The sequence below is a fragment of the Frigoribacterium sp. CFBP 8759 genome, from assembly GCF_014841655.1.
Classification (GTDB): domain Bacteria; phylum Actinomycetota; class Actinomycetes; order Actinomycetales; family Microbacteriaceae; genus Frigoribacterium.
On sequence record NZ_JACYUH010000004.1, the window covers coordinates 170,183 to 182,453 of the forward strand.

Annotated in this window: 11 protein-coding genes; 5 read left to right on the plus strand and 6 right to left on the minus strand. The window is 72.5% G+C overall.

Annotated elements, in window-relative coordinates:
- Positions 1–120: 120 nt before the first annotated feature.
- Positions 121–1,281: an adenosine deaminase gene (locus IFT79_RS14600; protein ID WP_192125022.1), complete on the plus strand. Its 1,161-nt coding sequence runs from the start codon at positions 121–123 to the stop codon at positions 1,279–1,281.
- Between the two features lie 189 nt (positions 1,282–1,470).
- On the opposite strand, the gene IFT79_RS14605 is transcribed toward IFT79_RS14600, so the two are convergent.
- Entirely contained in the window at positions 1,471–2,748 is a 1,278-nt protein-coding gene (locus IFT79_RS14605; protein ID WP_192125024.1) for a M23 family metallopeptidase, read from the minus strand.
- 296 nt (positions 2,749–3,044) lie between these two features.
- Here IFT79_RS14605 and IFT79_RS14610 point away from each other — a divergent pair, with 296 nt between their 5' ends.
- The gene (locus IFT79_RS14610; RefSeq protein WP_233568421.1) at positions 3,045–3,431 is read left to right on the plus strand and encodes a PLD nuclease N-terminal domain-containing protein; all 387 of its coding nucleotides are present in this window, start codon (positions 3,045–3,047) and stop codon (positions 3,429–3,431) included.
- A gap of 148 nt (positions 3,432–3,579) precedes the next feature.
- Here the strand turns inward: IFT79_RS14610 and IFT79_RS14615 are convergent, their stop codons facing one another.
- The 4 genes from IFT79_RS14615 to IFT79_RS14630 form a co-directional block, all read right to left on the minus strand.
- Positions 3,580–5,271: a glycoside hydrolase family 13 protein gene (locus tag IFT79_RS14615; RefSeq protein WP_192125026.1), complete on the minus strand. Its 1,692-nt coding sequence runs from the start codon at positions 5,269–5,271 to the stop codon at positions 3,580–3,582.
- A gap of 75 nt (positions 5,272–5,346) precedes the next feature.
- The gene (locus IFT79_RS14620; protein WP_192125028.1) at positions 5,347–6,273 is read right to left on the minus strand and encodes a carbohydrate ABC transporter permease; all 927 of its coding nucleotides are present in this window, start codon (positions 6,271–6,273) and stop codon (positions 5,347–5,349) included.
- Positions 6,273–7,211, minus strand: coding sequence for a carbohydrate ABC transporter permease (locus IFT79_RS14625; RefSeq protein ID WP_192125030.1), 939 nt, complete (start codon positions 7,209–7,211; stop codon positions 6,273–6,275). The genes IFT79_RS14620 and IFT79_RS14625 overlap by 1 nt, the downstream gene beginning before the upstream one ends.
- A 71-nt stretch (positions 7,212–7,282) precedes the next feature.
- Positions 7,283–8,569: an ABC transporter substrate-binding protein gene (locus tag IFT79_RS14630; RefSeq protein ID WP_123570963.1), complete on the minus strand. Its 1,287-nt coding sequence runs from the start codon at positions 8,567–8,569 to the stop codon at positions 7,283–7,285.
- A 161-nt stretch (positions 8,570–8,730) separates the two neighbouring features.
- Between IFT79_RS14630 and IFT79_RS14635 the strand changes: the two genes are divergently transcribed.
- Together IFT79_RS14635 and IFT79_RS14640 are read left to right on the plus strand one after the other, a co-directional pair.
- On the plus strand, positions 8,731–9,993 hold the full coding sequence (locus tag IFT79_RS14635; protein WP_192125032.1) for an ROK family protein: 1,263 nt from the start codon (positions 8,731–8,733) through the stop codon (positions 9,991–9,993).
- Between the two features lie 171 nt (positions 9,994–10,164).
- On the plus strand, positions 10,165–10,821 hold the full coding sequence (locus IFT79_RS14640; protein ID WP_157489780.1) for a hypothetical protein: 657 nt from the start codon (positions 10,165–10,167) through the stop codon (positions 10,819–10,821).
- An 84-nt stretch (positions 10,822–10,905) separates the two neighbouring features.
- On the opposite strand, the gene IFT79_RS17005 is transcribed toward IFT79_RS14640, so the two are convergent.
- Positions 10,906–11,514, minus strand: a complete 609-nt coding sequence (locus IFT79_RS17005; RefSeq protein ID WP_056044705.1) for a TetR/AcrR family transcriptional regulator — start codon at positions 11,512–11,514, stop codon at positions 10,906–10,908.
- A 78-nt stretch (positions 11,515–11,592) separates the two neighbouring features.
- Between IFT79_RS17005 and IFT79_RS14650 the strand changes: the two genes are divergently transcribed.
- On the plus strand, positions 11,593–12,271 hold a 679-nt coding region (locus tag IFT79_RS14650; RefSeq protein WP_192125034.1), incomplete at its 3' end, for an SDR family NAD(P)-dependent oxidoreductase.

A 12,271-nucleotide genomic window follows, 5' to 3' on the forward strand; every position in this document is an offset into this window, starting at 1 on the left:
GTCCTCGTCGAGCCGCCCCGCGCCTCCTCGTCTCGTCCCCAGACGGTCGCCGGGTGACGGGACGGTGAACGATCGTGCACGGGGCTTCGTCGGGAGGCACGCTGCCGCTACGGTGGCCCGATGACGGCGATCGACACCTCCCCGACGACCGCGGCCCCCGCGCCCGGCACGCCCCTCCGGGGTACGACCCCGACGAGCAGCGACCACCTTCGGTCGCCCCTGTCGGGCACCAGCTCCTCGGGTACGGATTTCTCGGGTTCGCCCCTCTCGGGCACCGTGCTCGCGACGCCGCCCACGGCCGAGCTGCACCTGCACGTCGAGGGCACGCTCGAACCCGAGCTCGTCTTCGCCCTCGCCGACCGCAACGACGTCGACCTGCCCTTCGCCTCGGTCGACGAGCTGCGCGCGGCGTACTCCTTCGGCTCGCTGCAGGAGTTCCTCGACCTCTACTACGCGTGCACGGCCGTGCTGCAGACCGCACAGGACTTCCACGACCTCGCCTGGGCCTACCTCGAACGCGCCCACGCCCAAGGGCTGCGTCACGTCGAGATGTTCTTCGACCCCCAGGCGCACACCTCTCGCGACGTCGACGTCGACGAGGTCATCGACGGGCTGACCCAGGCGCTCGGCGAGGCGCGCGAGCGGTTCGGCATCACGGGCGGGCTCATCCTCTGCTTCCTGCGGCACCTGCCGGTGGGCGACGCGGCCGCGACCCTCGAGTCCGTCGCGCACCGCGCCTCCGACCTGATCGGGGTGGGGCTCGACTCCTCCGAGGTGGGGTTCCCGCCCGCCGCGTTCGCCCGCGTCTTCGACCGCGCCCGTGCGCTCGGGCTGCACGTCGTCGCCCACGCCGGTGAAGAAGGGCCGCCGTCGTACGTCACGGACGCCCTCGACCTGCTGCACGTCGAACGCGTCGACCACGGGGTGCGCAGCCTCGAGGACGACGCCCTCGTCGCCCGCCTCGTCGCCGACCGGGTGCCGCTCACCGTCTGCCCGCTGTCCAACCTGCGGCTCGCGGTGGTGTCCGACCTGGCCGAGCACCCGCTGCCCCGCATGCTCGAGGCCGGGCTGCTCGTCACGGTCAACAGCGACGACCCCGCCTACTTCGGCGGCTACGTGGGCGACAACTACGAGGCGCTGCGCGACGTGCTCGGGCTGGACGACGACATGCTCGCCCTGCTGGCGACGAACTCGGTCGAGGCATCGTTCGCCGACGCCGACCGCAAGGCCGAGCTCACCGCCGAGGTGCAGGCCTGGCGCGAGGCGCGTCGCGCGGCCTGAGGCTCGCTGCGTGAAGCGCGCGGTCTGAGGCACGGGTCCTGAGACACCGGGCCCGAGGCGAGGGGGTGGGCGCCGACGCACGCGAGGGCGGGCGAGTTCGTAAAGGACGGGCCGTTCCGATGGACCGGTGTCGACGAACTGGACGTGCGGAGGCGCCGTGCGTTCCGGTCGGTCAGGCGCCGCCGTTGGCTAGAGCGTGCGGCCGGCGTTGGCCTCGAGCCAGGCCTTCGGGTCGACCTGCGTCGTGCCGCCGAGCAGCACCTCGAAGTGCAAGTGCTCGCCGGTCGCGACACCGCTGCGGCCGACCTTGCCGACCAGCTCGCCCACCTGGACGGTCTGCCCGGCGACCAGCGGGCTCGAACCGATCTGCATGTGCGCGTACAGGGTGCTGACGCGCTGACCGTCGATCACGTGGTCGATCACGGCGTACTGACCGAACTGGCCGTGCATGCCAGACGTGCGCACCACGCCCGCGGCCGCGGCACCGATGGGGGTGCCGCCGCCGGGCGTCATGTCGAGGCCCATGTGCATGCTCGAGCACGCCGCGCACGGAGCCGCACGGGGACCGAAGCCCGAGCTGAGGACGACCGAACCCGGGAACGGCCAGCGGATGTCACCGATGCCCGAGTTGACGATGGTGCCGGCCCCCGAGGAGGCGCGGTACGAATTCGTCGACCCCGCGACGTTCTTCGAGGTCACGACGGGCTCGGGCTCGGGCGGCGGAGGCGGCGGCGGCGCGTCGGTCACCCCGAAGGCGTCGCGGTCGGACACGGTCAGCACCACGAGCGACGCCGCGAGGGTCTGGGTCGGCATCGGCGCGGCACCGGCGGTCGGGATGTTCGACCCACCCAGGTCGCTCGCCGAGGCGGGGGTGAGGTTCGACGTGAAGAAGAGCATGACGGCGCAGACGCCGAGCACGGGCAAGGTCGCCGCACGGACGCGCGACGAGACGGCCCGAAGCCGCGAACGGCCGGGGGTCGCCCGAGGGCTCGGGTTCGGGCGGCCGGCCTCTCGGGTCCGACGGAGCACGGCCGGCACGGAGGGGCGCGGGCGGCGCGCGACACGGGTCGCGGGTGCCGCCTCGGTGGCCGTCGCACCCACTTCCGAACCATGCACCCGGTTGCTCGTGGGTGCATCGTTCGAAACCGGGTTCATCGTCGGGCTGGTCGCAGGAGCGACGGAGGACGGTGCGGAGGCGGGAGCAGCAGGAGCGGCGGCAGCGACCGGAGCAGTAGGAGGCGCAGCGGACGACGGTGCGGAGACGGTCGCAGCGGACGACGGCGTGGAGGCGGGAGCAGCGGAACCAGCGTCGGCAGCGGCAGCGGCAGCGGCAGCGGCGGCAGCCGCGCGCTCGAGGGCGCGGGCCTCACGGCGGGTCAGCGGCACGGCGGCACCGGGCGTCTGCTCGGCGGGCGACGTCGGCTCGGCCGGCTCCGCGGTCTCGCGGGTGTTCGAGGGGTCGGTCATGAGCGCTTCCTGGGACGGACGGCGCGTCGACTCACGGTTCTCCTCGATGGGGCGGACCGACCCACCTTACGATCAGAGCCGCTCGCTGACCAGGGGTGGAGGCGAATTTTCAGGAGCTGCACCCTTCGCGGTCGACCGGCACCGCACCTCCTGACCGGGGTCGCTTGCCGTGATGCGGGTGACGCTACCGACCGTCCGGAGGGCCCGTCACACCCAGAACGCGGCACAGGCGGGGGTGCGGTCACCCCTCCTCGCGGGGCTTACGCCGGGCAGGCGGCACCCCCTACCCTCGGGCCGTGACCTTCGTGCTGGCTGCCCTGCCCCTCCTGCTGATCGTGGGGGCGCTCGTCGACATCGTCACGCGTCCCGAAGGCGACGTGCGACACCTGCCCAAGGGCCTGTGGATCATGATCGTGCTGTTCCTGCCGCTGATCGGCAGCATCGTCTGGTTCGCCGCGGGCCGCGAGTACGGCAGCCGCGTCGAGCAGATCGGGCCCCGCGACCAGAGCCGGTACCACGAGGCCGCGGCCCGCACACTCGACCACCGCGTCCGCAGCACCGAGCAGCAACTCGCCGACCTCGACCGCGAGGCCGAGCACTACGAGCGGCTCGCCCGCCTGGCGAAGCTCGAGGCCGAGGTCGAGCAGCGCCGCTCCACGGCCGGCGACGACGTCCCCGCCTGACCGGCCCCGCGCCTCCCGGCCGGCGGCGGCGCCGTACGCGGGAACGGGGGGGTTCGCGGCGGGCGGGCGTCCGAGGACGCCCGCCGACCACGAACCCGCCCGTTCGGCGCCCAGGAGGCGCGGGCCACCACCCCGGGGACGGCCGCCGTCAGCCGCGCAGCCAGGCCGCCGTCTCGCCCGGCAGCTGCCCGGCATCCGTCAACGGCCCGCTCGCGACCAGCACCTCGCCCGAGCCCAGCCCGAGCGCGGCCAGGTCGACGGGCTCGGTGCCGAACACGCACACCACGTGCCATCCGCCGGGGCGGACGAGGTGCAACACGTCGTCGCGGCCGTCGACGGGCAACCAGTCGAGCGTCTCGTCGGTCTGCAGGTCGCGCCGCGCGGCGAGGGCCGCCCGGTAGAGCGCGAGCGTCGACGTCGCGTCGGCTTCCTCGGCCTCGACCGAGTACTCACCGAACCACGTGGGCTGCGGCAGGTGCGCCTCGCCCGCGCCGAAGCCGAACGACGGCCCAGACCGGGTCCAGGGCAGCGGCACGCGACAGCCGTCCCGACCGATGTCGACGCCGGGGTTGCGGAAGAACGACGGGTCCTGGCGCTCGTCGGCGGGGATGTCGGCGACCTCGGGCAGCCCGAGCTCCTCACCCTGGTAGACGTAGGCGGAACCGGGCAGGCCGAGCATGAACAGCGACGCGGCACGGGCCCGACGCAGGCCGGTCTCGACGTCGACCTCGGGCGAGGTGCCGCCCGAGAGCAGCCACTCGGCGCCCTGCTTGACGTCGCGACCGTCGAGGGCGGGCAGGCCGTACCGGGTCGCGTGACGGACGACGTCGTGGTTCGAGAACACCCAGGTCGTCGACGAGCCCGAGGCCTCGGCGGCGTCGAGGTTGTACGTGATGATGTCGTGGAACTGCGTGGCGTCGAAGTCGGCCTCGAGCAGGTCGAAGTTGAACGCCTGGCCCAGGCCCTCGGCGCTGGCGTAGCGGGCACGGCGCGACGGCTCGACCCAGGCCTCGGCCACGGCGATGCGCGGCGGGTCGTACTCGTCGAAGACCTCACGCCACGTGGCGTAGATCTCGTGCACCTCATCGCGGTCCCAGAGCGGGTGGTCGCCGTCGGCCTTGGGCAGCGCCTCGAGCTCGGCCGTGGACGGCAGCACGTCGGGCAGGCTCTTCGCCAGCCCGTGCGCCACATCGACCCGGAAGCCGTCGACGCCGCGGTCCGACCAGAAGCGCAGCGTGGTCAGGAAGTCCTCGCGCACCTCCGGGTTGTCCCAGTCCCAGTCGGGCTGCTCGCTCGCGAACGAGTGCAGGTACCACTGGCCGTCGGCGACGCGGGTCCAGGCCGGGCCGCCGAAGATCGACGTCCAGTCCGAGGGCGGCAGCTCGCCGGTCTCGCCGAGGCCGTCGCGGAAGATGTAGCGCGCCCGGGCGGGCGATCCCGCGGGGGCGGCCAGCGCCTCCCGGAACCAGACGTGTCGGTCGGACGAGTGGTTCGGCACGAGGTCGGCGATCACGCGGATGCCGGCCGCGTGCAGCGCGTCGATCATCTCGTCGAACTGCGCCAGCGTGCCGATCTTGGGGTCGACGTCGCGGTAGTCGTCGACGTCGTACCCACCGTCGGCCAGGGCCGACGGATAGAACGGGCTGAGCCAGACCGCGTCGACGCCCAGCCGCTGCAGGTAGGGCACCGCCGCCGTGATGCCGGGCAGGTCGCCGATGCCGTCGCCGTTCGAGTCGGCGAAGCTGCGGGGGTAGATCTGGTAGACCGCCGCCTGGCGCCACCAGGTCGGGTCGTCGGTCAGCAGCTCGGTCGAGGGTGCGGTGCGGAGCGTGTCGGTCATCGTGGAGCGAGGTCCTCTCGGTGGTGTTGGGTTGCCTGGGGGTCAGGAGGCGCGGGCCGCGCCCCCGACGGACGCCTACTTGATCGCGCCCTGCGTCACGCCCGCCATCACCCAGCGCTGGGTGAAGAGGTAGACGACGATCGCCGGGGCCATCGCCATGAGGTACGAGGCGAAGGCGACGTTGTAGTCGTTGCTGAACTGCGTCTGGAAGATCTGTTGCAGCACGGGCAGGGTCTGCAGCGACGGGTCGGCGGTGATCAGCGACGGCATCGCGAAGTCGTTCCACGAGGCCAGGAAGGCGAAGATGCCGACCGTGGCGCTCATCGGGGCGAGCAGCGGGAAGACCAGGCGCCAGAAGACCTGCCAGGTGGTGGCGCCGTCGAGCCGCGCGCTCTCCTCCAGCTCTTCGGGCAACGACCGCAGGAACGCCGTGAACAGCAGGATCGAGAACGACAGCTGGAACATGACGTGCAGCAGCGCGACGCCGGCGGGGTTGTCGAGGCCGACGATGCCGGTCAACTTGATCTGCGACAGCGCGACGACCGGGAACGGTAGGAACATCGCGGCCAGCAGGTAGAAGAACGAGAAGCGGAACAGCTTGCGGTCCCAGTTGCGCGAGATCGCGTACGACGCCATCGAGGCGAGCACGACCGTGCCGACCACGGTCGCGGCCGTGACGAGGGTCGAGATGCCGAACGCCCGCGGGAAGTCGGTCAGCTGCCAGGCGGTCGCGAAGTTCGAGAAGTCGATCGGTGCCGGCAGGCTGAACGCGTTGCCGTCGACGGCCTGCGCCGACGTCTTGAGCGACATCGTGACGGTGACGTAGATCGGGATCAGCACGGTGATCGTGCCGAGCACCAGCAGCACGGTGACGAGGCTGTTCGGGCGTTCCCGACCGACGCGACCGCGTCGACGACGGGTGACGGCGTCGGCGTCGCGACCCGCGCCTCCTGGGGTGGGGGCCGCCGAGGCGGCCGGGGTGACGAGTGCGGTGTTCGCCATCAGACGGCCGCCTTTCCGCGGGTGATCCGGAGTTGGACGAGCGCGATCGCGACGGCGATCACGAAGAAGATGGTCGCGTTGGCCATCTGGTAGGCGTAGTCGCCACCGGTGAAGCCCGTGAAGATCGTCATCGCGATGCTGCGGGTCGACGTGCCGGGGCCGCCGTTCGTCAGGCCGACGATGATGTCGTACGAGTTCAGGAAGTTCTTGAAGCCGATGATCGTGTTGATCAGGACGTAACCCGCGACGAGCGGCAGCGTGATCGACCGCAGCTGCTTCCAGCCCGAGGCGCCGTCGAGGCTGCTCGCCTCGTACACCTCGCCGGGGATGGCGAGCAGGCCCGCGATGTAGATCAGCAGCGTGCTCGGGATCGCCTGCCACGCGGTCACCACGACGATGCCGATCCAGGCGGTGTCGGCGTTCGCGAGGATGCTGTCCTGCAGCCCGGGGACGCCGAGCGAGGCGCCGAGGGCCGGCAACGAGTTCGAGAAGAGGAACTGGAAGACGAACGCGATGATGATGCCCGAGATGACCATCGGGATCACGAAGACGGCCCGCAGCGCGGTCTTCGCCTTGATCTGCGAGGTCAGGCCGATCGCCAACAGCAGGGCGATGACGTTGACGGCGATCACCGTGACCAGCGCGAAGCCCATCGTGAAGCCGTACGAGCCGAGGATCGCCGGGTCGGTCGCCATCGCGAGGTAGTTGGTGACGCCGACCATGTCGAACTCGCCGAAGCCGATCGAGTTCGTGAAGCTGTAGAACACGCCCATCACGGCCGGCAGGGTGATCGCCAGCGAGAAGAGGACGAGCGTCGGCACGAGGAAGAAGTAGAAGACCGGGTCGACGCGCCTGCCGCGGCGCCGCGGGTTGCCGGTCGTGCTGCCGCTCAGCGAGGTGCGGGCGCCTCGCGCGGCCGTGGGGGTGGTGGTGGCCATCGGGTCTCCTTCGACTCGGGCGGTGGTCGGGGTGGCCGGGGCCGTGGTGCGGCCCGCGACGTCGATCGCGCTCATGCGCGGAGTGCCAGACGGCGCCAGTCGGCGTCCATGGTGCGCAGGGTGCCCTCGACGCTGGCACCCGTGACGATGCCCTGCACGTAGTTCTCGGCGGGGATCGTCAGCGGGATCGCCTTGGACGCCCCCTGGTAGAACCGCGCGTCGTCGTAGTAGCCCTGCATGCCGACGATGCGCTCGTCGGTCACGGCGGGGGCCGACCTCGTGGTGCCGAACGCCAGGAAGTCGCGGTTGTAGGCGTCCTGGATCTCGGGCTGCATCAGGTAGGTCAGGAACTCGCGGGCGGCGTCCTGCTTGCGCGACTGCTCGGGCACCCACAGGGCCAGGTCGAGGTTGACCCGCACCTTGCGGTCGGCGGGGTCGTCGGTCATCGGCAAGGGGAACGTGCCGACCCTCGCCTCGGGGTTCGCCTTGGTGATCTCACCGAGTGCCCACGGCCCCTGCATGAGCATCGCCGCCTCGCCCTGCGCCATGGCGAGGTTGCCGTCGCCGTACCCGCGGCTGTTGCGGTTGGCGTTCGACAGCCGTCCGAGCTGCACCATGCGCTCGACGGGTTCGCGGAAGTCCTTCTCGAACGAGACCGAGCCGCCCTGGCCGACGCTCGTGCCCTCGGCGTTCATCTTCTCGTAGAAGGCCGCGACGTCGAGCGATCCGCCGGTCGTGTAGTCGAACAGGCCCTGGGCGACGGTCCACGGTTCGCGGAAGGTGCTGTAGATCGGCGTGACGCCGGCCGCCGTGAAGGTGTCGCACGCCGCGAGGAACTCGTCCCAGGTGGTCGGCACCTCGACGCCCAGGTCGGCGAAGACCTGCTGGTTGTAGATCACCGACGCGGCGGTGATCGAGTACGGCAGCACGCTCGTCCGGCCGGGGTACGTCGCGTACTGGTCGACCAGCTCCTGCACCTCGGGGCGGATCGTGCGCGCCTCGGGCAGGTCGCCCAGGTCGCTCAGCGCCCCGCGCTCCATGAAGCGGGCCATCTCGAGGTTGTACGTGAAGGCCGCGACGTCGGGCGGGTTGCCCCGGACGAAGCCGGCCGAGATGCCCGAGGTCGAGTCGTGGATCACCCGGACCGCCGACTGCGACTCGTTGAAGCGCGAGACGAGGTCGGAGAAGTAGGGGATCGCCTCGGGCTTGGTCGCGTAGAAGGTGATCTCGGTGCGCCCGCGGCCGGAGCCGGACGGGGCGCAGCCGGCGAGGAGGAGCGCCGCCCCGGCGGCACCGATCCCGCCGAGGAGGGTGCGTCGGCTGAGGCCGGCACCGGAGGGCAGTGGGGGTGTGGGCACGTCGTCGTCTCCCGGGTCGCGACCCCGACGACAGCGTCGGGACCGAGTTGATCTGGTGTGTAGATTTAGACCCTAGATCAATTCGCGGCGTGGCACCATGGGTCGTCGTCGAAAAGATCCGCCGTGTCGCGAGGCACCGGCCACAGCACGAGGAGGCGCGGGTGGCGCTGAGCACCGGGGTGTCGTCGCCGAGCCTGCTCCGCCGCATGAACGCGGCCGAGGTGCTGCGGCACGCGTGGTCCGCCGACGCCGTCACGGCGAGCGACCTGATCGCCCTCACCGGACTCACCCGGTCCACCGTGCTCGGGGTCTGCGACGACCTCATCGACCACGGCTGGATGGTGTCGCTCGCCGACGCCCGCTCGACCGGCGAGTACCGCAAGGGCCGCCCTGCGCGCCGCTACGCCCTGGCCCGTTCCGCCGGGCACGTCGTCGGCGTCGACGCCGGCCGCCACCACCTGACCGCCGTCGTGGCCGACCTGCGCGGCGACGTCGTGGCCCGCGTCGCACGGCGCATCGACCCCGACGGGACGGCGGACGACCGCCGCCGGACGGTCTCACGGCTGGTCGACGACGTCCTCGACGAGGCCTCGCTGCGCGACGCCGACGTGCTCGCCGTGGCGCTCGGAGTGCCCGCGCCGACCGACGCCGAGGGCCGGTCGCCGATCGAGGTCGGCGCCGACTTCTGGGTGCTGATGAACCCCGACTACACCGGGCTCTTCGCCGAGCGCGGCTGGGCCGTCGTCGTCGAGAACGACGCCAACCTGGCCGCCGTGGCCGAAGCGGCGGCCGCATCCCGTGCCGACCGCGAGGTCGGTGGTGGTGCCGGCGCCGCCACGTCGTTCGTGACCCTGCTGGCGGGCGAGCGGTTCGGCGCCGGGTTCGTGCTCGACGGAGCCCTCGTGCGGGGCAGCCGCGGTGCCGCGGGCGAGATGCGCCTCCTCGACCTGGTCGAGGGCGTCGGATCGGCCGACGGCCTCGGAGCCCTGCTGCGCGACTGGGCCCGGGCCGCGCGCGAGCTCGGCACCGTGCCGGCCTCGTCGCCGCTGCGGGCGATCCCGCTCGACGAGCTCGAGGCCCCCGCCGTGCTGGCCGCGGCGGACGCCGGCGACCCGACCGCCCTGCGCCTGGTCGAGAAGGCCGCCGAACGGTTCGGACGCGTCTGCGCCATGCTCAGCGGCATGCTCGACGTCGACCGCATCGTCGTCGCCGGGGCCGTGGCGCCCTCCCTCGGACTGCTGCTCGACCGGACGACACCGTGGCTCAGCCGGTTCACGCACCGGGCCGCGCCCGAGGTCGTCGCCTCGACGTTGGGCGACGCGGTCGTGTCCACGGGCGCCGTCGAGCGGGCCCTGGCACACGTGCGCGGCCACGCACTCGAGCTGACGCTGCCGGGTGCGGCGGACGCGACCCGCGCCTCCTGAGGCCTGCTCGGCGTGCGATCGAACGGCGATGCACCCGGCTTCGAACCCCGTTCACGAAGTCGACCCCCGACAGAACGGGGTTCGTCTTCGCAAACGGGGTTCGCGGGCCCTGGCCGGCGGGGCGGCGCGGGAGGCGCGGGGCGGCCCTGCGCACGCCGCTAGGCTCGCGGGATGGTCACCGTCGTGCTCCCCTGGCGTCCGCAACCCAGTCGCGTCGCGGCGTTCGAGGTCGTCCGCGACTGGTACGCCGACGCCCTGCCCGAGGCCGAGATCCGCACGATCGACTCCCCCGACCCGGTGTTCAACCTGGCCCAGTGCCGCAACCTGGGGGTCGCCGGCCTGGCCGACGACGAGGTCGCCGTGATCGGCGACGCCGACACCCTGCCGCAACGCGAGCCCCTGCTCGCGGCGATCGAGGCTGCCCGCACGAGCGGCCGGGTGCACCTGCCCTACACCGAGTACCACTGGCTGGGACGCGACGGCACCGCGCAGGCGGCCGCGGGCACCCCCCTCGAGCGGTGCGACTTCGAGCTCGTGCGCGGGGCCTGCTCGGGGGTCTACGTGACCCGCGCCTCCTCGTGGCGCAGCCACGGCGGGCAGGACGAACGCTTCCGGGGCTGGGGCTTCGAGGACGCCGCCTGGTACCTCGCCCACACCACCCTGCTCGGCGAGGCCCCGCGACGGCACGAGGGCATGGTCTTCGCCCTGCACCACCAGGCCGAGGTGCGCGAGGGGCCGCAGTACGACGCCAACGCCGCGCTGATGCAGCGGTACCGCGACGCGGCGGTCGGCGAGGACGCGATGCGCGCGGTCGTCTTCGGCGCCTAGAGCTAGGGCGACAGAGCCGAAGGGCGACAGCGCAGGAGGGCGACAGCGCAGGAGGCGCGGGGCACGTCCGGCGGACGACCCGCGTCAGTCGCGGCGGACGGTGTGCAACGGGCCGAGCGCGTGGTCGAGTGCGGCCTCGAGCGGCCAGCCCGCCCGCTCCGACTGGCTGAGCAGCAGTCCCCCCTGGATCGCCGCGATGATCGCGGTCGCGACGCGCACCGGATCGGCCGAGGCGTCGACCGAGCCCGAGGCCTGCAGCCGCCGGATGCCCGCGGCCAGCTGCTCGCGCCAGGCGTCCCAGCTCGCCTTGACGCTGCGCTCGACCTCGGCGTCCGTGGCCGCGACCTGGGCGGCGAGCGTGCCGATCGGGCAGGCCCAGCGGCCGAGGCTGATGTAGTACTCGACCAGGGCGGCGCGCCAGCGCTCCCAGGACTCCCAGGTGCCGAGGTCGTGGATCTCGGGCTCCTGCGCCTCGAGCAGCTGACGCCCCTCCCACCGGGCGACCTCGTGGATCAGCTCGGTCTTGCCGCCGGGGAAGTAGTGGAACAGCTGGCTCTTGCTGGTCAGCGTCGCGGCCCGCACCGTGTCGAGCGTCGTCCCGCCGATGCCCGCGGCGAGGATCTGCCGACCGGTCTCGTCGATGATCCTCTGGCGGGTGAGCCGCCCACGCTCGGTGATCTTCGTCTCGTCCACGGTGGGATCCTACGTCGATTGGACCATTCGGTCCACGAACACTGGACTCGACGGTCCAGTCCGTGCTAGCAATGGACCATGCAGTCCAATGAAGAAGTCCTCGAGTCCCTGCCCACCGACGACCGCCTGGCCGGTCGCACCGCCCTCGTGACCGGCTCGACCAGCGGCATCGGCGAGGCGATCGCCCGCGTGCTCGCCGCCTCCGGTGCCACCGTCGTCGTCAGCGGCCGCGACGACGCCCGGGCCCGGCGGGTGGTCGACGCGATCACCACCCGAGGCGGCTCGGCCCACGCCGTGCCCGCCGACCTCGCCGGCCCGTACGCCGACCTCCGCGCCTTCGCCGCCCGGGCCACCGAGGTGCTCGGCGGCCGCGTCGACATCCTGGTCAACAACGCCGGCGTGTACCCGACCATGCCGACCGACGCCCTCGACGACGCCGACCTCGACGCCATCCTGGCGACGAACGTCCGGGCGCCGCACGTGCTCGTCGGGGCCCTCGCCCCGGCCATGGCCGACCGTGGAGACGGCTCGATCGTCAACATCGGCTCGTGGATGACCCGGGTCGGGGTGCCGTTCGGCGCCATGTACACCGCGTCGAAGGCCGCCGTCGAGCAGATGACCCGCACCTGGGCGGCCGAGTTCGGCCCCCGCGGCGTCCGCGTCAACAGCGTCGCACCCGGTGCGACGTCGACTCCGGGCAACGCCGGGTCGGCGGCCGTCCTCGACACCCTGACCGCGGCCACCCCGGCCGGTCGAC